Here is a 21,085-nt window from a genome sequence, read left to right on the forward strand (position 1 = left end):
ATACCAACGATTAGGAATATCGTCAATAATTATATCTGTAAATTTTTAAGAAAAAATGGATGAGAAAGTGTTGTTTTAATAAGCTTTACGCTTTATTGTAAAAAAATGTATTACCAATTAAATATTATTGTAATGAAAGTAATAAGTAAAAGTTATGTCGAATTATCTTTATGAAATACACTTATTCGACAAAATTAGACAAAAATCCTCACTTGTTTCGACAATTTAAAGATTCAACATTGTTTAGTTGCAGAAACCCTATATTTTAGGTATATTTTGATGAGATAAGAGGTTAAGATGATAGGTAAGGCGCAGATAATGGATGTACGTAACATTTATGCCACTATAAACCATACGGAGGCCCATATGGCTTTATGGGGGTAGATAAAAAAAGAGGAGGAACGGAAAGTGGAAGAAAAGTTGAACACCTTCTATATTACAACACCGATTTATTATCCAAGTGGAAATTTACATATTGGACATGCTTACACCACGGTTGCTGGTGATGCAATGGCCCGTTATAAGAGAATGCGTGGATTTGATGTCATGTACCTGACTGGAACGGACGAACATGGACAGAAAATTCAACGGAAAGCTCAGGAAGAGGGAATTACTCCTCAAGCATATGTAGACGAAATTGTTAGTGGAATTAAAGATTTATGGGGAAAACTGGACATTTCATATGATGACTTTATCCGGACGACAGAGAAGCGTCATAAGGATATCGTGGAAAAGATTTTCCATCAGCTTGTTGAACAAGGTGATATTTACTTGGACCAGTATGAAGGCTGGTATTGTACACCATGTGAATCCTTCTTTACTGAGCGTCAATTAGAAAACGGAAACTGTCCTGATTGCGGCAGACCTGTTGAAAAAGTAAAGGAAGAGTCGTACTTCTTCAAAATGAGCAAATACGCTGACCGCCTTCTTGCTTACTATGAAGAAAACCCTGATTTCATTCAGCCTGAGTCCCGAAAGAATGAAATGGTGAATAACTTCATCAAGCCTGGTTTAGAAGACTTGGCTGTTTCAAGAACAACCTTTGACTGGGGAGTGAAAGTACCGGGAGATCCCAAGCATGTCATTTACGTGTGGATCGATGCTCTTTCCAACTATATTACAGCTCTGGGCTACGGCAGTGAAAAAGATACAAATTACTTAAAGTACTGGCCCGCGGATGTTCACTTGGTCGGGAAAGAAATTGTTCGTTTCCATACGATTTATTGGCCAATCATGTTAATGGCTTTAGATCTTCCGCTTCCTAAGAAGGTTTTTGCTCATGGATGGCTTCTGATGAAAGACGGGAAAATGTCAAAATCAAAAGGGAATGTAGTCGATCCTGTTACCCTTATTGATCGTTACGGCCTTGATTCTCTTCGATACTATCTATTAAGAGAAGTGCCATTCGGTTCTGATGGAGTCTTTACGCCGGAAGGCTTTGTTGAGCGCATCAACTTCGACTTAGCGAATGACCTAGGAAACCTGTTAAATCGTACAGTGGCCATGATCAATAAGTATTTTGATGGAGTCATTCCAACCTATGTTGATTCTAACGGAGAATTTGATCAAGCCCTCCTGGATATGAACAAAGAAACAGTGAATAAATATGAAGAAGCAATGGAAAACATGGAGTTTTCTGTAGCCTTGTCCAGTATTTGGCAGTTAATCAGCCGCACGAATAAATATATTGATGAAACTCAGCCTTGGGCCCTTGCTAAAGACGAAGGCAAAAAAGAAGAGCTGGGCAGTGTGATGAGTCATTTGGCTGAATCATTACGAAGAGTCGCTGTTCTTTTACAACCGTTCTTAACAAGGACTCCTAAGAAGATTTTTGAACAATTGAACCTTCATGATGAAAAAATGCACACATGGGAAAGCTTGGAGAGTTTCGGAGCAATTCCGGCAGGAACGGAAGTGGTGAAAAAAGGAGAACCGATTTTCCCACGACTTGAACTTCAGGAAGAGGTAAACTTCATCAAAGAGAAAATGCGAGGGTCTGCTCCTGCTGTTGAAGAAAAGCAAGAGCCTGCTAAAGAAGAATCAGAGGAAATCGGAATCGATGATTTCATGAAAGTTGAGCTTCGCGTAGCGGAGGTCATTGGAGCTGAGCCGGTTAAAAAAGCAGACAAACTTCTAAAGCTGCAATTGGATCTAGGCTTTGAAAAACGACAAGTGGTATCAGGAATTGCTAAATTCTATCAGCCGGACGAACTGGTTGGGAAAAAAGTGATCTGTGTGACAAACTTGAAACCGGTAAAACTTCGTGGAGAACTTTCACAAGGAATGATTCTGGCTGGTGAAGATAATGGAACGCTATCTCTTGCTTCTATCGACCAGTCTTTACCAAATGGAACAAAAGTGAAATAAGTAAGGTTTTTGCTTTTGTCGATAAAGGGATGTTCCACGTGGAACATCCCTTTATTATATTAAAATAATGAATATATAGGATAAACTTTATGATGTTAGGGGTTTCTTAAACTCATTATTATATTTAGAAAACAGTAATATAGAAAGAAACAGATTGTTTTTGTTCTGTGACTAAAGTAGATAGAATGAAGAGTAACTGCGAATGAAACAGAATTAATAAAAAATACCCACAGGAACCATAATATGTAATATTAATGTTACATGAATGTGATGCTTGTCATGTTTTTTTATATTAAACTTATCTTTATTACAAGGAGTGTCTTAGATGCTATTTGATACACATGTTCATTTGAATGCTGAACAATTTGACGAAGATCTGGAGGAGGTAATTTCAAGAGCAAGAGAAGCTGGAGTTGAAAAGATGGTGGTCGTCGGCTTTGATCGTCCAACGATTAACCGGGCGATGGAGCTCATTGAGCAATATGAATTTTTATATGCCAGCATCGGTTGGCACCCAGTGGATGCAATTGATATGAAGGATGAAGATTTAGCTTGGATAGAAGAGCTCTCAAACCACCCTAAAGTAGTTGCCATAGGGGAAATGGGACTCGATTATCACTGGGATAAATCACCGAAAGATGTTCAAAAAGAAGTGTTTCGAAAACAAATTCATTTAGCTAAAAAGGTAAAACTCCCAATTATTATACACAACCGTGATGCTACACAAGATATAGTGAATATCCTCAGGGAAGAAGGAGCAGAGGAAGTTGGAGGGATCATGCATTGCTTTAGCGGAAGTCCTGAAATTGCTCAAGAATGTGTGGATATGAATTTCTACATTTCTCTGGGAGGACCCGTAACTTTTAAAAATGCGAAAAAGCCAAAGGAAGTAGCAAAAGAAATTCCATTGGAAAAGCTTCTGATCGAAACAGACTGTCCTTATTTAGCACCTCACCCGAACAGAGGGAAGCGAAATGAACCTGCATACGTGAAGCTGGTAGCAGAACAGATTGCGGAGCTTAAGGAAGTATCTTTAGAGGAAGTAGAGAACATAACAACCGAAAATGCAAAAAAGTTATTCAACATAAACTGACATCAGATATTGTCGAAAATTGAGAGAGCTTGTCCAAATAGTTAATAAAAACAAAAAGTTCTACATAGGATTCTTGTTTCATACGATAATCATGTCGATAACTCTCTCTTTTCTTTTTCTCTTCTTTTATGCATAATATGTTTTATGTTCCCTGGGTTTCAATATTTTGCTAGATTAAGTTAAAAGAAGTAAGGGTTGACAGTCACTGGATTACTCTATATAATCACTCCGAGAAAAGGAGGCGTTTTTCATGAAGTTTAAAACCATGAAAAGCCTGTTTTCCAAGTCTTTGAGTCGAAGGAAATGGATTGTTACAATCGGAACATTAGTAACATCTGCAGCTGTATTTGGAATTCTTTTTTATGAAGGATCTAAAAACACTGTGGCATTGACCTTGGACGGCGAGCAAAAAGAGATTAGGACGCATGCGAATACAATTCAAGATATATTAAAAGAATTAGAGATTTCAACCCGCTCACAAGACTATTTGTACCCTTCGGGGAATACGAAGGTCTCAAATAACATGAACATTGTTTGGGAACCGGCAAAACAGGTAGAAGTAGTAGTAGGGGGTCAGACGAAAAAGGTCTGGACGACTGCTGATACTGTAGAAGAGTTACTCTCTGAAAATGAAATTAAAGTAGGAGAACATGATAAGGTGAAACCCGGCTTGTCAGAAAAAGTAACAGGGGACATGAACGTAAAGATTGATACCGCATTTTCACTTAAGCTTGTGAACGGCGGAAAAGAGCAAAAGGTATGGTCTACTTCGACTACGGTCGCTGACTTTTTAAAGCAGCAAGGAATTACACTAAAGAAATCAGATCGTGTTGAACCAAGTTTAGACAAAGTTGTTAAAGCAAATGATGTCGTAAATGTCGTTCGAGTTGAAAAAGTCACCGATGTAGTGGAAGAGACAAAGGATTTCACCGTTATTTCCAAGAAGGATTCCGACCTCTCAAAAGGGAATGAGAAGGTCGTTCAAGAAGGTAAAAACGGCTTGGTTGAAAAGAAATTTGAAGTTGTGAAAGAAAACGGCAAAGAGGTTTCCAGAAAATTAGTTAGTGAAAAAGTAGTGAAAGAAAGCCAGGATAAAATCATTAATGTCGGAACAAAGGTTTTAGTGGCTCAAGTTTCACGTGGTAGTTCATCATCTAATTCATCTGCAACAGCCTCAGCTGCTCCAAGTGGAGGAAGAGAGTTTTATGTGAGCTCTACAGCTTACACTGCATCATGTAATGGGTGCTCAGGCTATACAGCTACAGGAATCAACCTGAAATCAAATCCGAATGTTAAAGTGATTGCAGTAGACCCTTCTGTCATTCCTTTAGGAACAAAGGTATATGTAGAAGGCTATGGCTATGCAGTAGCTGCAGATACGGGTGGAGCAATCAAAGGGAACAAAATTGATGTATTCTTCCCGTCTAAATCAGATGCCTATCGTTGGGGTAGAAAAACAATAAAAGTAAAAATATTAAACTAAGAGCAGGGGTGTTCTCCTGCTTTTTTTATTTATCGGTGAAAACCGTTATAATAGCTTTAGGTCTTCAATGATTAGACGAAAATGAAAGCAGAAAAGTTTCAATTCTTTTGGAGGAATTATGAAAATTAAAGAAATCATCGTAGTGGAAGGCAAGGATGATACGGTAGCCATTCAACGTGCTGTCAATGCAGATACGATTGAAACGAATGGTTCTGCTGTGTCTTCGTCTACTTTAGAAAAAATAAAACACGCCCAAGAAAAAAGAGGTGTAATCATCTTTACCGACCCGGACTACCCGGGTGAACGTATCCGGAAGATTGTAAGTGAAGCGGTACCGGGTTGTAAGCACGCCTTTGTACATAAGAAGGATGCACTGCCAAAGTCAGGTAGAGGGATAGGTGTAGAGCATGCTTCGCCAGATATCATAAGAGAGTCTTTAAGAGAGGCTCATGTGCTGGATGTTGAGCAGGAAGAAGTCATTTCGAAAGAAGATCTAATTGATGCTGGATTAATTGGCAGTTCCCAAGCGAAAGATCGAAGAATTGCTCTTGGTGAGAAGCTTAGAATCGGATACACTAATGGAAAACAGCTGCACAAACGATTAAGGATGTTCAATATTCAAAAAGAAGAGTTTAAAAAAGCTTTAATGGAAATTATTCAGGAGGAAGAAAATGCATAAAGATATTGCCACCCCGATACGCACAAAAGAGATATTAAGCAAGTATGGTTTCTCGTTTAAAAAGAGCCTAGGTCAAAACTTTTTGATCGACCCCAATATCCTCAGGAACATAACAGAATACGCAGGTTTATCTGAGAAAACTGCAGCCATCGAGATCGGTCCTGGAATCGGTGCATTAACAGAACATCTGGCGCGTACATCAGGAAAGGTCGTCGCATTTGAAATCGATCAGCGACTGATTCCTATTCTTGACGATACATTATCCCCTTACAAAAACGTTAAAATAATCAATGAAGATATATTAGAGGCGGATGTAGAAGCCATTATTAATAAAGAATTTGAAGGGTTCGAAGACATTATGGTAGTGGCCAATCTCCCTTATTACGTCACTACACCTATCATTCTTAAGCTGTTGATGGAGCGTCTTCCAATCCGAGGTATCTGTGTCATGCTTCAAAAAGAAGTAGGGGACCGTATTTCAGCTCAACCCGGAACAAAAGCGTACGGATCTCTTTCGATTGCCATACAGTACTATACAGAGGCCGAGATGGTCATGACTGTCCCGAAAACGGTCTTTATGCCGCAGCCGAATGTGGACTCAGCCGTCATCCGTTTAACGAAGCGTGAGAAGCCTCCTGTCGAGGTGATCAGTGAAGATTTCTTCTTTACCGTTACACGCTCGTCTTTTGCTCAAAGAAGAAAGACCATCCTGAACAATTTAAGCAGTCAGCTGCCTCAAGGAAAGGAAAAGAAAGACATGATCCTTGAGGCTTTATCTGCAGCCGGGATTGAACCCACACGCCGTGGAGAGACACTGTCGATACAGGAATTCGGCCGGTTGAGTGATGCGTTATACCCGGACTTTAATTAAAGCTTGGATAGATGGCTAAACGTGAAAGTGCGTTTAGCCATTTTTTTGTTACCGTGTATTGAGCAGGGGACACCCACTTTATTGACACCGAATATTAGAGGGTTGCATAGGTTATCACAAGGAATATTTACTTAATTAAGGATAAGGAACGTGTTGAGAAGGATATGACAAAAGTTGATCCTCCTCGGCTTATTTATTTCCTTTTTTGATTTAACGAATGTTTAGCCCACGGGAGTGACTGATGTGAATATCGAGATCAATGATGTCGTAGGTCGCCTTTCCTATAAATGTGATATTTTATTCAGGGTGATAGATATACGCATGATAGATGGCCAAAAAACGGCAGTACTGTATGGTGAAGATTTTCGATTAATAGCGGATGCTCCTTTTCATGATTTGAAGAAGATGGACCCTAGAGAGCAGGAACGTATTACGCAGGAGTTTCGTTCAAAGGAGGAACAATCTCTTGACCTATTTCGTCAGGATATAGAGCTTCTGAAGTATAAGCAGGAATATAAGGTAACAAATGCTTATCGAGACGATTATAACTATTTCCAGGTTCCAGGGAAAGTGCTTCATCTTGATGGAGATCCCAGCTATTTAAGAAAGTGTCTAGATCTTTATGAAAAAATTGGTGTCCCGGTAAAAGGAGTTCACTGTAGTGAGACAGAGATGCCTGAACAGATTGGGGCGCTTATCGATAAATATAGACCGAATATTATTGTTTTGACCGGTCACGATGCGTATTCCAAGGCGAAAGGGACCAAAGCTGATATTAACGCTTATCGACATTCTAAATATTTTGTTCAGGCCGTGCGGGAAGCACGCAGCAAATCTCCACATCTGGATCAGTTAGTGATCTTTGCTGGTGCTTGTCAATCCCACTTTGAATCATTGATCCACGCTGGAGCCAATTTTGCCAGCTCCCCGTCCAGAGTCAATATTCATGCATTGGATCCCGTGTATATCGTTGCAAAGATTTGTTTTACGGGGTTTAAGGATTCGGTAAATGTGTGGGACGTCATCCGCAATACATTAACAGGGGACAAAGGGCTTGGCGGAATCGAGACGAAGGGTGTCCTTCGTACAGGGATGCCATATAAAATTATAGACGAAAATTAGGGAGTGTTCGACAAAAATCAAATAGACCTCACAATTTACTGCGTGAATTGTAAGGTCTATTTGGTGTTTAGATGTATAGATTAGTAAGGTGGGTTTTTTAGCGGGTTTTATGTTTTTCGTCTTTGGGCAAGGCCTCTCGCTTTTCTATGTGTCCAGCTCCAGGGGCTTGAGGCTCGAGGTCATGAGCCAAGTAACCCCAAAATGCAAAGAACGCCTTTCCGGGTTACTCGTCTTATGCTTGTCGCCCCAGGGTGATCCCCTTCCGCTTTTCTACTTATCCAGCTCCGGCGGCTAGTCCCTCGAGGTCATAAGCCAAGTTCATCAAAAAGGAAAAAACGCCTTTCAGATGAACTCGTCATATGCTTGTCGGGCCTGACCAAGCCGCCTCCGCTTTTAGTGTTTACATAATTTTTCAAGGGTTGGGGAATGTTAGGTGTGTAGAAAAAACGTAATTTTTGTTGAATAAAATATATTGACAGGTGTTCCTTATTCTTGTTAAAATAATAAATTTATTTGACTGAAATTACATAATGTGTTATATTTGATTATAGTGAGGTGGAAGCGAAATGCCAAAAACATTAGCCGACATTAAAAGATCCCTTGATTCTAATCTTGGGAAACGTTTAATGCTTAAAGCAAACGGTGGACGTCGAAAAACAATTGAGCGTTCAGGTGTTCTAGCCGAAACGTATCCTTCTGTATTCGTGGTTCAACTGGATCAAGAAGAGAATGCGTTCGAACGGGTTTCTTACAGCTATGCAGATGTTCTCACTGAGACAGTTCAATTAACATTTTATGATGAAGCAACAGGAAATATCATCTTTAGCCAGCAGTAGACAATAGTTTGCTGCTTTTTTATTTGTCCAATTTCCAGGAAGTGCATAGATTAGGCTTCTCCTTTGTTATGTTTTATCCTTTTGTACACATACTAAACGTGTGGTACATCTAAAGGAGGTAGACGATGAGCAGAAGAAGAGGAATCATGTCTGATCAATTAAAAGAAGAAATCGCGCAGGAATTGGGGTTCTATGATGTTGTTCAGAAGGATGGTTGGGGTGGAATCACGTCACGGGACGCAGGTAACATGGTGAAGCGCGCAGTTGAGCGCGCAAGTCAGCAATTATCTGAAAATCGTCCTCACTAACTCTCTTCACGCATACAGGATTACATCTTTTAGTACCATATACAGAGGGTCGCCTTAAAAGTGTAGTGCTTTTCAGGTGGCCCTTGTTTTAATAAAGTCAAGACAATCTTTCCTATCAGTACTTTACGTGATAAAATAACATACTTGTATGAGTATGTTTAGAAGTTAACACTCTCAATAATAAGTGTATGATACAATATAACAAAGAGTATTGGTAAGAAGGTGATGATATGAGGTTATTAGTGAAGGCGCCGGCAAAAATTAACCTATCACTTGATGTTTTACATAAACGTTCAGATGGTTACCATGAAGTTGAGATGGTTATGACTACAATTGATTTAGCGGATAGAATTGAGCTTACGAATCTTTCTGATGATACGATTAGGATTCTCTCGCATAATCGATTTGTGCCGGATGATGGAAGAAATCTTGCCTATCAGGCTGCACAGCTTTTAAAGACGAGGTTGAATATCAAAAAAGGGGTAGCAATCTCCATTGATAAAGTGATACCTGTAGCAGCAGGGTTAGCAGGCGGGAGCAGTGACGCAGCAGCAACCTTAAAAGGGTTAAATCGGTTATGGGATTTAGGCCTTAGTATGGATGAACTGGCAGAGCTTGGTTCCGAAATTGGTTCAGATGTATCTTTCTGTGTTTACGGGGGTACAGCTTTAGCATCAGGGAGAGGCGAGAAGATCAAACACCTTCCAGCCCCACCTAATTGTTGGGTCATATTAGCAAAACCAACAATAGGGGTTTCGACAGCAGATGTTTATAAAAATTTGGATTTGAAAAACATTACACATCCGAATACAAACGCCATGGTTTCGGCTTTAGAACATGGTAATTATCATAATATATGCTCCAATCTTGGGAATGTACTTGAATCGGTCACATTGAATATGCACCCTGAAGTGGCTCAAATCAAGGACCAAATGGAGCGTTTTGGTGCCGATGCTGTTCTAATGAGCGGAAGCGGACCGACGGTATATGGATTAGTGCAATATGAATCAAGACTTCATCGAATCTATAATGGTTTAAGAGGTTTTTGTGATCAAGTGTTCGCTGTGCGCATGCTGGGAGATTAAGAGCTCTTGCCGAAATCCGTATATTAATGATATATTTACAATATAATATTCGGATTTAGGAGGTTTCTTTCGTGAAGTTTAAGCGTAGTGAACGATTAATTGATATGACGCATTATTTATTGGAACGCCCCCACCAACTTGTCCCTTTAACTTTTTTCTCTGAACGGTATGGTTCTGCAAAGTCTTCCATCAGTGAGGACTTGACAATAGTAAAGGAAACATTTGAAGGACGGGGCGTGGGGACTGTTCAAACAGTTCCCGGGGCAGCCGGTGGAGTGAAATATGTTCCAAAGGTGAACAGTCAGGAAGCGAAAGAAATGATAGATGAGCTTTGTGTTCATCTGGAAAGCTCAGATCGTTTATTACCAGGCGGATACCTTTACATGACTGACCTGCTGGGTAACCCTCAGCTTATGAAGAGTGTCGGGAAGTTACTGGCGTCTGCTTTTGCTGAGAAAGATATCGATGTCATCATGACAGTAGCGACAAAAGGAATACCGATTGCAAATGCTATTGCCTCATACTTAAATGTTCCAGTGGTCATTGTTAGACGGGATAGCCGTGTAACAGAGGGATCGACTGTGAGCATTAATTATGTCTCCGGCTCATCGAAGAGAATCCAATCCATGGTTCTTTCCAAGAGAAGTTTGAAGGAAGGGTCTAAGGTATTGGTTGTCGATGACTTCATGAAGGCAGGAGGAACCATCAACGGCATGAAGAACTTACTGGAAGAGTTCTCGGCTACTTTATCCGGAATAGGTGTTTTAGTTGAATCCAATAGTCTCGATGGTCGACTAGTGGATGATTATGTTTCATTGTTAAAATTGTCTGATGTAAATGAAAAAGATAAACAGATTTCATTGACGGAAGGAAATTATTTTCAATCAAATTTAACATTTCTACCATAAGGGGAGGCATTTAATATGCGTGTAGTTTCTACTAAGCAAGCACCAGCAGCAATTGGTCCATACTCTCAGGGGATTGTCGTAAATAATTTATTTTACAGTTCAGGTCAAATCCCTCTGACGGCAGAAGGTACTATGGTGGAAGGGGATGTAGCGGAACAGACGCATCAGGTGTTCCGTAATCTTCAAGCCGTACTATCGGAAGCAGGAGCATCTTTAGAAACAGTGGTAAAAGCTACTGTATTCATTAAGGATATGAATGACTTTGGTACGATTAATGAAGTGTATGGGGAATATTTTAATAACCACAAGCCGGCTCGTTCTTGCGTAGAGGTAGCCCGCTTACCTAAAGATGCCTTAGTTGAGATCGAAGTAATCGCACTCGTGAAGTAAAATTCACGGGTGTTTTTTTGTGTCAAAAAAGAAGTGTAGTTCAAATGAAATAGATGACAAATATAAAAAATAAAACTTTTCAAAAAATTTTACAATTTAAGAAGGAATATCTAAATAATTCGTTGAATACATAGAGTAGATTTCATCTAGGGAAAAAGGTGGTGAACAGAATGGAAGTAACAGACGTAAGATTACGCCGAGTAAACACCGATGGTCGCATGAGAGCTATCGCATCTATTACGCTGGATAATGAATTTGTTGTTCATGACATTCGCGTTATTGATGGGAACAATGGCTTATTTGTAGCGATGCCAAGCAAGCGAACTCCAGATGGGGAATTTCGTGATATTGCTCACCCAATTAATTCAGGTACTCGCGGCAAGATCCAAGATGCCGTCTTAGCTGAGTATCACCGTCTAGGTGAGCTGGAAGAAGTTGAGTTAGAAGAAGCCGGGGCTTCCTAATTAGATCTATAGCATCAAGAGCCTACTTTTGTAAGGCTCTTTTTTTTGTCTTCAGAGCCCTTCATTAAAAAGTGGTAGTTCTTACATTGTTTGTATACCCCGATGTTTAAAGGGATGAAACCTATAGTTTATATTTTTTTGCATTCTAAGGTAAAGAAAATTGGGCAGAGATGTTTGACTAAGGCTAAGAGCGCCTTTTGTGCGGATTCGCCTTATGCTTGTCGCCTCTAAACAAGCCGCCTCCGCTTTTCTAATGACAAATATATGTACTTTTATTTGAATCCTTGAAATGATAACGTTTTTAGGATATATTCGTTATGGATAAAAAGGTTATTGGAGGACCAAAAATGACAAATCGATATGCCGTTATATTAGCTGCCGGGCAAGGTACGAGAATGAAGTCGAAGCTTTACAAAGTTCTTCATCCTGTGTGTGGCAAGCCGATGGTGGAACATGTGGTCGACCAAATTTCAACTCTTCATATAGAAAAGACTGTCACAATCATCGGTCACGGTGCTGAGCTTGTGAAGTCGCATTTAGAAGGCAAGAGTGATTTTGCCCTTCAGGCTGAGCAATTAGGTACCGCACATGCTGTTATGCAGTCTGAAGATGTATTAGGTGATTTAGAAGGTACTACTTTAGTTGTATGTGGCGATACACCGCTCATTAAAGGAGAAACGATGGAAGCGTTAGTGAGGCATCATGAAGGACAGGGTGCTAAAGCGACTATCTTGACTGGTCACACTGAATCTCCTGATGGATACGGACGCATTATCCGTAACCAAGAAGGCTTAGTGAAACGCATTGTTGAACATAAGGATGCAACTGATGAAGAGCTAAGCGTGAAAGAAATCAATACCGGAACATATTGTTTCGATAATAAAGCGTTATTCGATGCCCTGAAAAAGGTTTCGAATGATAACGTACAAGGCGAGTATTATTTACCGGATGTGATTGAGATTCTTCAGTCTGAAGGTGAAATCGTAAGTGCGTACCAAACAAGTGACTTTGCTGAGACCTTGGGTGTGAACGACCGTGTCGCACTTTCTCAAGCAGAGATCACGATGAAAAAGCGCATCAATGAATACCATATGCGCAATGGTGTAACGATAAAGGATCCAAACAATACGTATATTGATGCTGAGGTAACGATTGGCAGAGATACGGTTATCCTTCCAGGTACGGTTCTTAAAGGCGACACTTCGATTGGTGAAGATGCTATGATCGGGCCAAATTCTGAGGTGAAGGATTGTGAAATCGGTGACCGAACAGTGGTGAAGCAATCTGTTGCTCATGACAGCTCGATCGGTTCGGATGTTCATATCGGGCCATTTGCTCACATTCGTCCAGCTTCTACTATTGAAGATGAAGTGAAGATTGGTAACTTCGTTGAAATTAAGAAGGCTTCGTTCGGTAAAGCAAGTAAAGCATCCCATTTAAGCTACATTGGAGACGCAGAGGTTGGAAGTGACGTCAACATTGGATGTGGATCGATCACGGTGAACTATGATGGAAAGAATAAGCACCTGACAAAGATTGAAGATGGTGTATTTGTAGGCTGTAATTCAAATCTCGTCGCACCTGTTAAAGTTGGAAAGGGTGCATACATTGCTGCTGGTTCTACGATTACTGAGGATGTTCCAGGAGAGTCTCTTTCGATTGCAAGAGCTCGCCAGGTAAATAAAGAAAACTACGTTCAAAATCTAAATCATAAGAAATAATTGGAGGTCCACAATGCCAAACTCTTATATTAATTCCAAATTAAAAATTTTCTCCCTTAATTCAAACTACCATCTTGCAAAGGAAATTGCAGATGAAGTCGGAGTTGAATTAGGGAAATCTTCTGTTAAGCGTTTTAGTGACGGTGAAATCCAGATTAACATTGAAGAAAGTATCCGTGGTTGTGATGTATTCGTCATTCAGTCTACTTGTCAGCCTGTAAACGAAAACCTGATGGAGCTACTTATTATGGTAGATGCGTTGAAACGTGCATCTGCTAAAACGATTAACATTGTAATGCCTTATTATGGTTATGCCCGTCAGGACCGTAAAGCTAGAGCACGTGAGCCTATCACGGCTAAATTAGTGGCAAACCTGTTGGAAACAGCCGGTGCTACCCGCGTAATCACACTGGACCTGCATGCTCCTCAAATTCAAGGCTTCTTTGATATCCTGATCGATCACCTGATGGGTGTTCCTATCTTAGCGGATTACTTTGAAGATAGAGGATTCAATAACGAAGACCTTGTAATTGTATCTCCAGACCACGGAGGAGTGACAAGAGCCCGTAAGCTTGCGGAACGCCTGAAAGCGCCGATTGCCATCATTGATAAACGTCGTCCGAAACCGAATGTTGCAGAGGTCATGAATATCGTTGGTAATATTGATGGCAAAATCGCCATCTTAATCGATGATATCATTGATACTGCTGGTACGATCACGCTGGCTGCCAATGCGTTGGTGGAAAACGGTGCGAAAGAAGTATTCGCTTGCTGTACGCATCCTGTTCTTTCAGGTCCGGCCATTGAGCGAATCGAGAATTCAAATATTAAAGAGCTTGTTGTGACGAACTCTATTCCATTAGGCGAAGAGAAAATGATCGGTAAAGTGAAGTCGCTGTCAGTGGCTCCACTAATTAGTGAAGCCATCATCCGTGTCTACGAACAACAATCTGTCAGCACGCTTTTTGATTAAGAATTAATATTTGTAGTTTGTGCATATGAAGAAGAGCCTGTCCTTGTTTAGGACAGGCTCTTCTTTTTGTTTGTTTTTTAACATATGCTCTGTCAATGCTCGACTCCTGCGGGAATTGCTGGACAGTACGAAAAGCGGAGGGACTTTGCCCAGGGGCGAAAAGCATAAGACGAGTCTGCTGGAAAGACGGACTTTGCCTTTTTGGCAGACTTGGCTTATGACCTCGAGCCCCTTAGCCCCGTAGCTGGACAGGTGAGACCCCGGAGACGTATCCGATGAGGCTCACCGCCAGCCCCGCGGAAAGCGAGCATCCTGGAGCGGAAATCAACTACTGCTTTCTTTTCTAAATCAACAAACTTTACGAAAATAGCTTTTCTTAAAACGCCGATCTGACAACATTCCTTTAGCACCCTCCCTATCATAAATTGATTTTTCTATGTTTATTTCAAATCACATTAGGGTAATTACTATATATAGAACTTTAACTAACATAAAAGATTAGGGAAAGGTGTTGGATTAGACATGGCAACTGAATTAAAAGCAAATACGAGAAAAGATTTTAAACGTTCTTCATTAACAAAGCTGAGACACGAGGGGAATATCCCTGGAGTCGTGTACGGCTACAAAGCAGATAATACACCGATTATGGTAGATGCCATTACGTTTATCAAAACGATTCGTGATGTAGGAAGAAACGGTATTATTTCCTTAAATGTAGATGGTAATAAACAAAATGTCATTTTAAGTGACTATCAGCAGGACCACTTGAAGGATACCGTTACCCACGTTGATTTCCTTGCCGTTAATATGTCACAGGAAATCGATGCAGATGTTCGTATCGAGCTTGTAGGAGAAGCGGCAGGAGTGAAGGACGGCGGCGTACTACAGCAGCCGCTTCATGAGGTCTCTGTAACAGCCAAACCTAACGATATACCGGAATCAATTGAAGTCGATATTGCAGATCTTCAAGTAGGGGAAACGGTAACGATCGGTGATATTCGAGACAAATACAGTGTCGCTCTTAATGAAGAAGACGACCGTACAATTGCTTCCATTCTTGCTCCACGACAAGAAGAAGAAATTGACAGCGGTGAAGAGCAGGAAGCTGGTACTCCTGAGAATGAAGAAGGAAGAGAATCAGAGGCCAGTGAAGAAAGTGAATCCAAGAAAGAATAAAAATCAATATTTTTTGGCGTAACCTTTTGCAGGTTGCGCTTTTTACGTTATTCTAGAAGTATAAGGTCAGAAGAGGTGTTAGACATGAAATTAATCGTTGGATTAGGAAACCCGGGATCACAATATGAGAAAACACGTCATAATATCGGGTTTGTTATTATAGATGCTTTAGCAGATCGACTGGGGGTTTCATTGAATCAGTCAAAGTTCAAAGGGGTATATGGGACCTACCATTATAAAGGGGAAAAAATCGTTTTATTAAAGCCGCTTACCTATATGAATTTGTCTGGGGAAAGCATTGTTCCGCTAATGGATTATTTTAATATTGAAGACGAAGATTTGCTGGTCATTTATGATGATTTGGATTTACCTGTAGGAAAGATAAGGTTGAGACAGAAGGGGAGTGCCGGCGGACATAATGGCATAAAATCAACCATCGCTCATTTGGGCTCTCAAAACTTCAATCGCCTTAGAATAGGAATTGATCGCCCTGTAAACGGTATGAGTGTCCCGGATTATGTTCTTGGAAGGTTCAGTAAGGAAGATCAAGGAGAGTTGGATAAAGTCATCTCTGCTAGTGTGGAAGCATGTGAAACATGGTTTGATAAACCTTTCCTCGAAGTGATGAATAAATTCAACTAACGAATTCATCTATTGCATTTCCAGGACTAAAAAGTTTGGATAACCTTCCTTCATTCCTGTGGAGAGTTGAATAACTCCCCCCTAACAGGTTCATACTAATTGTATAAATGTGTATGGAGGGAAATGGTATGGCGATCCATTATCAGTGTCGACATTGTGGTACGAATGTTGGAACACTTTCAAACGTATCTGTCCATTCAGAGCAGCTCGGGATTCATACGCTGTCAGATGAAGAGCGGTTACACATGGTTCAGTATCAGGACAACGGAGATATCCAAGTGAAGACCATCTGTGAAGATTGTCAGGAGAGTCTGGAGAGAAACCCTGACTATCATCAATTAGATCATATCATTCAGTAAGAACGCTTTGGTGGAGAACCAAAGCATTTTTCTGTTTACAGTTGAGATTATATAGAAAGATCCAAAGGGGAGGAGCGTACACTTGAAAGGTATTTTAAAACAGGTTCACCAAAGTGAAGAAATTCAGTCCATCATCGCTGGAGTGGAGGATCAATTATCAGAACAACTTGTCGCAGGATTGTCTGGCTCATCCCGAACAGCCTATATAGCGGATGTATACTTACAAACGAATAAATCCACCATAGTGGTTACCCATAATTTGTTTCAAGCCCAGAAAGTCTATGACGATCTCATTCAGTTTCTATCTGAGGATGAAGTATATTTATATTCTGCTAATGAGTTAATCGCAGCGGAATTAAGTGTGGCTAGTCCGGAACTGAGAGCTCAACGGATCGAAGTGTTGAATAAGATTTCTCAGAATCAATCGGGTGTATATATTGTTCCTGTCGCAGGATTAAGAAAGATCCTTCCTCCTAAATCCATGTGGGAAATGAATCAAATCCGTTTTAAAACGGGTGAAGATATCGATTTGGACGAAGTATTGAATCAATTGGTTCAAATGGGCTATCAGAGGACGGGAATGGTCAACACACCTGGTGAATTCAGCCTTCGCGGGGGAATCGTTGATGTATTTCCATTAACGTCCCAGAATCCTGTCCGAATCGAATTATTTGATACCGAAATTGATTCGATTCGTATCTTTTCTGTTGAGGACCAGCGTTCGATTGATAAACTTAACTCTATGGAAATAGGTCCTGCCACAGAAGTCTTATTGAATTATGAGAACATCGAAAGGCTCATCCGCGAAATGGAAGCTGGACTTTCCGCCAGCTTAAAGAAGGTGAAAGCGGCAGCGGTAAAGGAAAAGATGACAGAGTACATAGGGCATGAAGTGGATCAGCTTGAAAATGGACAAGTTCCCGAGCAAATATTCAAGTACTTGTCCCTGGCGTATGATCACCCTAGTAGTTTGCTAGATTATTTACCTGACGACGGGGTCATTTTCTTTGACGAATTCAGTCGTGTACAGGAGATGAGTGAGTCCCTTGAGAAAGAGGAAGCAGAGTGGTATACCTCGTTGTTGCAAGATGGACAGATCATCCATGACGTACCTGTATCCCATGCGTTTTCCAAGTTGATTAGTGAAACGAAGCTGCCAAAGGTTTATTTTTCACTTTTCCTACGTCATATTCCCAATACAAGCCCGCAGAATATCTTTAATGTTTCCACAAAGCCCATGCAGAATTTCCATGGGCAGATGAATGTTTTAAAGGCAGAATTGGATCGCTGGAAAAAAGGGAAATATACGGTTATCTTACTGGGACCGGATGAAGAACGGGTCAAGAAACTTCAAAGGGTACTGGACGACTATAAAATTGAAATCGCCTTTGTAGAAGATGGAGATAAGCTGCTACCGGGCACGATCCAAATGATCAACGGCAGCCTTACGAACGGATTTGAGCTTCCCCTTCAGAAACTGGCCGTTATTACAGAAGAGGAACTATTCAATAAGAAAACCCAAAAGAAACCCAGAAGGCAAAAGCTTTCAAATGCTGAGAGAATCAAAAGCTATTCTGAGCTAAAAGTGGGGGACCATGTGGTTCATGTGAATCACGGGATCGGAAAATTCCTTGGGATTGAGACCTTGGAGATCAATGGTGTTCACAAAGACTATCTCCATGTGAAATATCAGGGAAATGACAAGCTCTATGTTCCAGTAGATCAAATTGAACTTGTCCAAAAATACGTTGCTTCAGAAAACAAGGATCCAAAGCTTTACAAGCTGGGCGGAAGTGAATGGAAGAAGGTCAAGTCGAAGGTTCAGTCTTCTGTTCAGGATATAGCAGATGATCTTATTAAGCTCTATGCTGAACGGGAAGCGGCAAAAGGCTATGCATTTTCCCCCGATGGTGACATGCAAAGAGAATTTGAAATGGTGTTTCCATACGAAGAAACCGATGACCAGCTGCGATCTGTAAGTGAAATTAAGCACGATATGGAAAGAGAACGGCCGATGGACCGCTTATTATGTGGAGACGTAGGTTATGGAAAAACAGAAGTGGCCATTCGGGCAGCCTTTAAAGCCATTGCCGATGGAAAGCAGGTCGCTATTCTCGTACCAACCACCATCCTTGCTCAGCAACATTATGAAACGATAAAGGAACGTTTTCAGGACTTCCCGGTTGAAATCGGATTATTAAGTCGTTTCAGAACACGAAAGCAGCAGCAGGAAACGACAAAGGGTCTTAAGAACGGAACAGTGGATATCGTAGTGGGTACTCACCGTCTTCTTTCTAAAGACATTCAATACAGGGATATAGGATTATTGATCATCGATGAAGAACAACGATTTGGAGTTACTCACAAAGAAAAAATCAAACAATTAAAAACGAATATTGATGTGTTGACCCTAACGGCTACACCGATTCCACGAACTCTCCATATGTCGATGCTTGGAGTAAGGGATCTATCTGTCATTGAAACACCGCCGGAGAATCGGTTCCCTGTTCAGACATATGTAATGGAATACAATGGTGCTTTGATCAAGGAAGCTATTGAAAGAGAAATGGCCAGAAACGGTCAGGTGTATTTCCTATACAACCGAGTAGAGGATATTGAAAGAAAAGCAGACGAAATTTCCATGCTTGTGCCAGATGCGAGAATAGCCTACGCACACGGACAAATGAGTGAAAATGAGCTCGAAGCCGTGATTTTAAGCTTCCTTGCTGGTGAGTATGATGTACTGGTCACTACGACGATTATTGAAACAGGTGTGGATATCCCGAATGTGAACACATTGATTGTCTTTGATGCCGATCGGATGGGCTTATCTCAACTCTATCAATTAAGAGGAAGGGTAGGACGTTCGAACAGGGTGGCCTATGCCTATTTCACCTACCGTAAAGATAAGGTGTTGACGGAAGTCGCCGAAAAACGATTGCAAGCGATAAAAGAATTTACTGAGCTCGGTTCAGGATTCAAGATTGCCATGCGTGACCTGACGATCCGTGGAGCAGGAAATCTTCTGGGGGCACAGCAGCACGGCTTTATTGATTCTGTAGGATTTGACTTGTACTCTCAAATGCTGAAAGAAGCCATCGAAGAGCGAAAAGGAGATCTTCCGAAACAGCCGGAGTCGAGCTTTGAAGTGGATATCGAAATCGATGCCTATATTCCGGATGATTATATTAAAGATGGTCATCAAAAGATCGAAATGTATAAACGATTCCGCTCCCTCTCTTCGCTTCCTGAAATCGAAGAACTGGAAGAAGAAATCCTTGACCGTTTCGGGGAGTATCCAGAGGAAGTCGGCTATCTATTCTTAATCTCTGAAATGAAAATATACGCCAAAAATACAAAGCTAGAGTCCATTAAGCAGGATAAGAAATCAGTGAACATCTTTATGTCGCCAGACGGAACGGCGCAGATTGATGGATCCAAGGTCTTTACCTTATGCAATAAACACGGCCGGGCTGTAGGCCTCGGAATGGAAGGATCTAAGCTTAAAATATCCATCAATACCTCACGTTTGGAATCATCGAAGTGGTTTAATATGGCTTATGACATCATTAAGCATTTAGATGAAGCGTTAAAAGTAGAAGAAAACGCTTAATATCGATAAGAACTCCAACACTTTCATCAGATGAAATACGGAAATTCTTACCTTCGTTATAATACTGTAACCAAAATGTAAACGCGCTGATTGTTTTACTTTACTATGATAAGGGTATTAGTATTTATGCAGCTGCCAACAATGGAAAAAGATACCTGCATTAGAATTTTAGTGAAATTACAGAAAAAATAACTGAATGTGTATAGAACTTCTAAGTTGTAAGATACTAAACTCAACAATGGTAAAGTATTCAATAACAAGTTGGTACATTGCCAAATAAAATCATCTGATGAAAGTGAGGCAACTATAGATGAAAGCAACTGGTATTGTTCGTCGTATTGATGATTTAGGGCGTGTCGTCATTCCGAAAGAAATTCGTAGAACATTAAGGATTCGCGAGGGAGATCCCCTTGAAATCTTCGTCGATCGTGACGGAGAAGTCATCTTAAAGAAATACTCCCCAATCAGTGAACTTGGTGACTTTGCTAAGGAATACGGCGAAGCATTATACGACAGCCTTGGAAGCGCAGTGTTAATTTGTGATCGAGATGCTGTAATCGCCATCTCAGGCGCTTCAAAGAAAGAATATTTAAATAAGAACATCAGTGAACTGGTTGAGAAAGTCATGGATGACCGTACGTCTCTGTTACACACTCAACAAGGACAAGCTGAGCTTGTCGATGGACACGGTGAAGATCTGGCTTCCTATACGATCGCCCCGATAGTCGCAAATGGTGACCCGATTGGTGCCGTTGCGATCTTCTCGAAGGAGCGTACAGTAGGCGAAGTGGAACAAAAGGCAGTAGAAACGGCAGCTGGCTTTTTAGCAAGACAAATGGAGCAATAATCTAAAAGAGCGGCATTTAGCCGCTCTTCTTTTTTTATCTTTGGCCTGATAAACGATGCCGTTCAGAGAAAACAGAAAGCTCTTTATGGTAAAATGACCAGTACATAAACGATTTTTTCTCTGCCTGAGCAGATTGAAAGAGTATTGA

19 protein-coding genes are annotated in these 21,085 nt (G+C 40.8%); all 19 read left to right on the plus strand.

Translation table 11 applies throughout. The annotated features are described in order from the left end of the window. Positions 1 to 408: 408 nt before the first annotated feature. The 19 genes from metG to spoVT all read left to right on the plus strand — a co-directional run bounded on the left by metG (position 409) and on the right by spoVT (position 20,937). Complete coding sequence (metG, locus tag ACYH0O_RS00255) at positions 409 to 2,367, plus strand: methionine--tRNA ligase (protein ID WP_482630738.1); 1,959 nt, start codon at positions 409 to 411, stop codon at positions 2,365 to 2,367. Between the two features lie 325 nt (positions 2,368 to 2,692). Beyond that, positions 2,693 to 3,460, plus strand: coding sequence for a TatD family hydrolase (locus ACYH0O_RS00260; RefSeq protein ID WP_482630739.1), 768 nt, complete (start codon positions 2,693 to 2,695; stop codon positions 3,458 to 3,460). Between the two features lie 250 nt (positions 3,461 to 3,710). Next, positions 3,711 to 4,943: a ubiquitin-like domain-containing protein gene (locus ACYH0O_RS00265; RefSeq protein WP_482630740.1), complete on the plus strand. Its 1,233-nt coding sequence runs from the start codon at positions 3,711 to 3,713 to the stop codon at positions 4,941 to 4,943. A 118-nt stretch (positions 4,944 to 5,061) separates the two neighbouring features. Next, complete coding sequence (rnmV, locus tag ACYH0O_RS00270) at positions 5,062 to 5,622, plus strand: ribonuclease M5 (RefSeq protein WP_149158176.1); 561 nt, start codon at positions 5,062 to 5,064, stop codon at positions 5,620 to 5,622. Continuing rightward, positions 5,615 to 6,493: a 16S rRNA (adenine(1518)-N(6)/adenine(1519)-N(6))-dimethyltransferase RsmA gene (gene rsmA, locus ACYH0O_RS00275; protein WP_482630741.1), complete on the plus strand. Its 879-nt coding sequence runs from the start codon at positions 5,615 to 5,617 to the stop codon at positions 6,491 to 6,493. The genes rnmV and rsmA overlap by 8 nt, the downstream gene beginning before the upstream one ends. 243 nt (positions 6,494 to 6,736) lie before the next feature. Continuing rightward, entirely contained in the window at positions 6,737 to 7,615 is an 879-nt protein-coding gene (gene yabG / locus ACYH0O_RS00280; protein WP_482630742.1) for a sporulation peptidase YabG, read from the plus strand. 566 nt (positions 7,616 to 8,181) lie between these two features. Further along, on the plus strand, positions 8,182 to 8,451 hold the full coding sequence (gene veg, locus ACYH0O_RS00285; protein ID WP_032085220.1) for a biofilm formation stimulator Veg: 270 nt from the start codon (positions 8,182 to 8,184) through the stop codon (positions 8,449 to 8,451). A gap of 125 nt (positions 8,452 to 8,576) precedes the next feature. Beyond that, on the plus strand, positions 8,577 to 8,759 hold the full coding sequence (locus ACYH0O_RS00290) for an alpha/beta-type small acid-soluble spore protein (RefSeq protein ID WP_149158179.1): 183 nt from the start codon (positions 8,577 to 8,579) through the stop codon (positions 8,757 to 8,759). Positions 8,760 to 8,989: 230 nt separating this feature from the next. Beyond that, the gene (gene ispE / locus ACYH0O_RS00295; protein ID WP_482630743.1) at positions 8,990 to 9,844 is read left to right on the plus strand and encodes a 4-(cytidine 5'-diphospho)-2-C-methyl-D-erythritol kinase; all 855 of its coding nucleotides are present in this window, start codon (positions 8,990 to 8,992) and stop codon (positions 9,842 to 9,844) included. A gap of 71 nt (positions 9,845 to 9,915) precedes the next feature. Further along, positions 9,916 to 10,752 (plus strand): pur operon repressor, encoded by an 837-nt coding sequence (gene purR, locus ACYH0O_RS00300; RefSeq protein ID WP_149158181.1) that lies wholly within the window; start codon positions 9,916 to 9,918, stop codon positions 10,750 to 10,752. Between the two features lie 15 nt (positions 10,753 to 10,767). Next, complete coding sequence (locus ACYH0O_RS00305) at positions 10,768 to 11,142, plus strand: RidA family protein (RefSeq protein WP_426893052.1); 375 nt, start codon at positions 10,768 to 10,770, stop codon at positions 11,140 to 11,142. Positions 11,143 to 11,312: 170 nt separating this feature from the next. After that, a complete protein-coding gene (gene spoVG, locus ACYH0O_RS00310) occupies positions 11,313 to 11,606 on the plus strand; it encodes a septation regulator SpoVG (protein WP_032085215.1) in 294 nt (97 codons plus the stop codon). A gap of 347 nt (positions 11,607 to 11,953) precedes the next feature. Continuing rightward, positions 11,954 to 13,327, plus strand: a complete 1,374-nt coding sequence (gene glmU, locus ACYH0O_RS00315) for a bifunctional UDP-N-acetylglucosamine diphosphorylase/glucosamine-1-phosphate N-acetyltransferase GlmU (protein ID WP_482630744.1) — start codon at positions 11,954 to 11,956, stop codon at positions 13,325 to 13,327. Positions 13,328 to 13,340: 13 nt separating this feature from the next. Next, the gene (locus ACYH0O_RS00320) at positions 13,341 to 14,300 is read left to right on the plus strand and encodes a ribose-phosphate diphosphokinase (protein WP_149158184.1); all 960 of its coding nucleotides are present in this window, start codon (positions 13,341 to 13,343) and stop codon (positions 14,298 to 14,300) included. Positions 14,301 to 14,822: 522 nt separating this feature from the next. Next, a complete protein-coding gene (locus tag ACYH0O_RS00325) occupies positions 14,823 to 15,476 on the plus strand; it encodes a 50S ribosomal protein L25/general stress protein Ctc (RefSeq protein ID WP_482630745.1) in 654 nt (217 codons plus the stop codon). Between the two features lie 84 nt (positions 15,477 to 15,560). Beyond that, positions 15,561 to 16,118: an aminoacyl-tRNA hydrolase gene (gene pth, locus ACYH0O_RS00330; protein WP_148971312.1), complete on the plus strand. Its 558-nt coding sequence runs from the start codon at positions 15,561 to 15,563 to the stop codon at positions 16,116 to 16,118. Between the two features lie 128 nt (positions 16,119 to 16,246). After that, positions 16,247 to 16,477, plus strand: a complete 231-nt coding sequence (gene fin / locus ACYH0O_RS00335) for an anti-sigma-F factor Fin (protein ID WP_148971311.1) — start codon at positions 16,247 to 16,249, stop codon at positions 16,475 to 16,477. An 82-nt stretch (positions 16,478 to 16,559) separates the two neighbouring features. Continuing rightward, a complete protein-coding gene (mfd, locus tag ACYH0O_RS00340; RefSeq protein ID WP_482630746.1) occupies positions 16,560 to 20,090 on the plus strand; it encodes a transcription-repair coupling factor in 3,531 nt (1,176 codons plus the stop codon). Between the two features lie 310 nt (positions 20,091 to 20,400). Beyond that, positions 20,401 to 20,937, plus strand: a complete 537-nt coding sequence (gene spoVT, locus ACYH0O_RS00345; RefSeq protein ID WP_149158188.1) for a stage V sporulation protein T — start codon at positions 20,401 to 20,403, stop codon at positions 20,935 to 20,937. Positions 20,938 to 21,085: the final 148 nt, after the last annotated feature.

The organism is Rossellomorea sp. H136 (assembly GCF_056838065.1).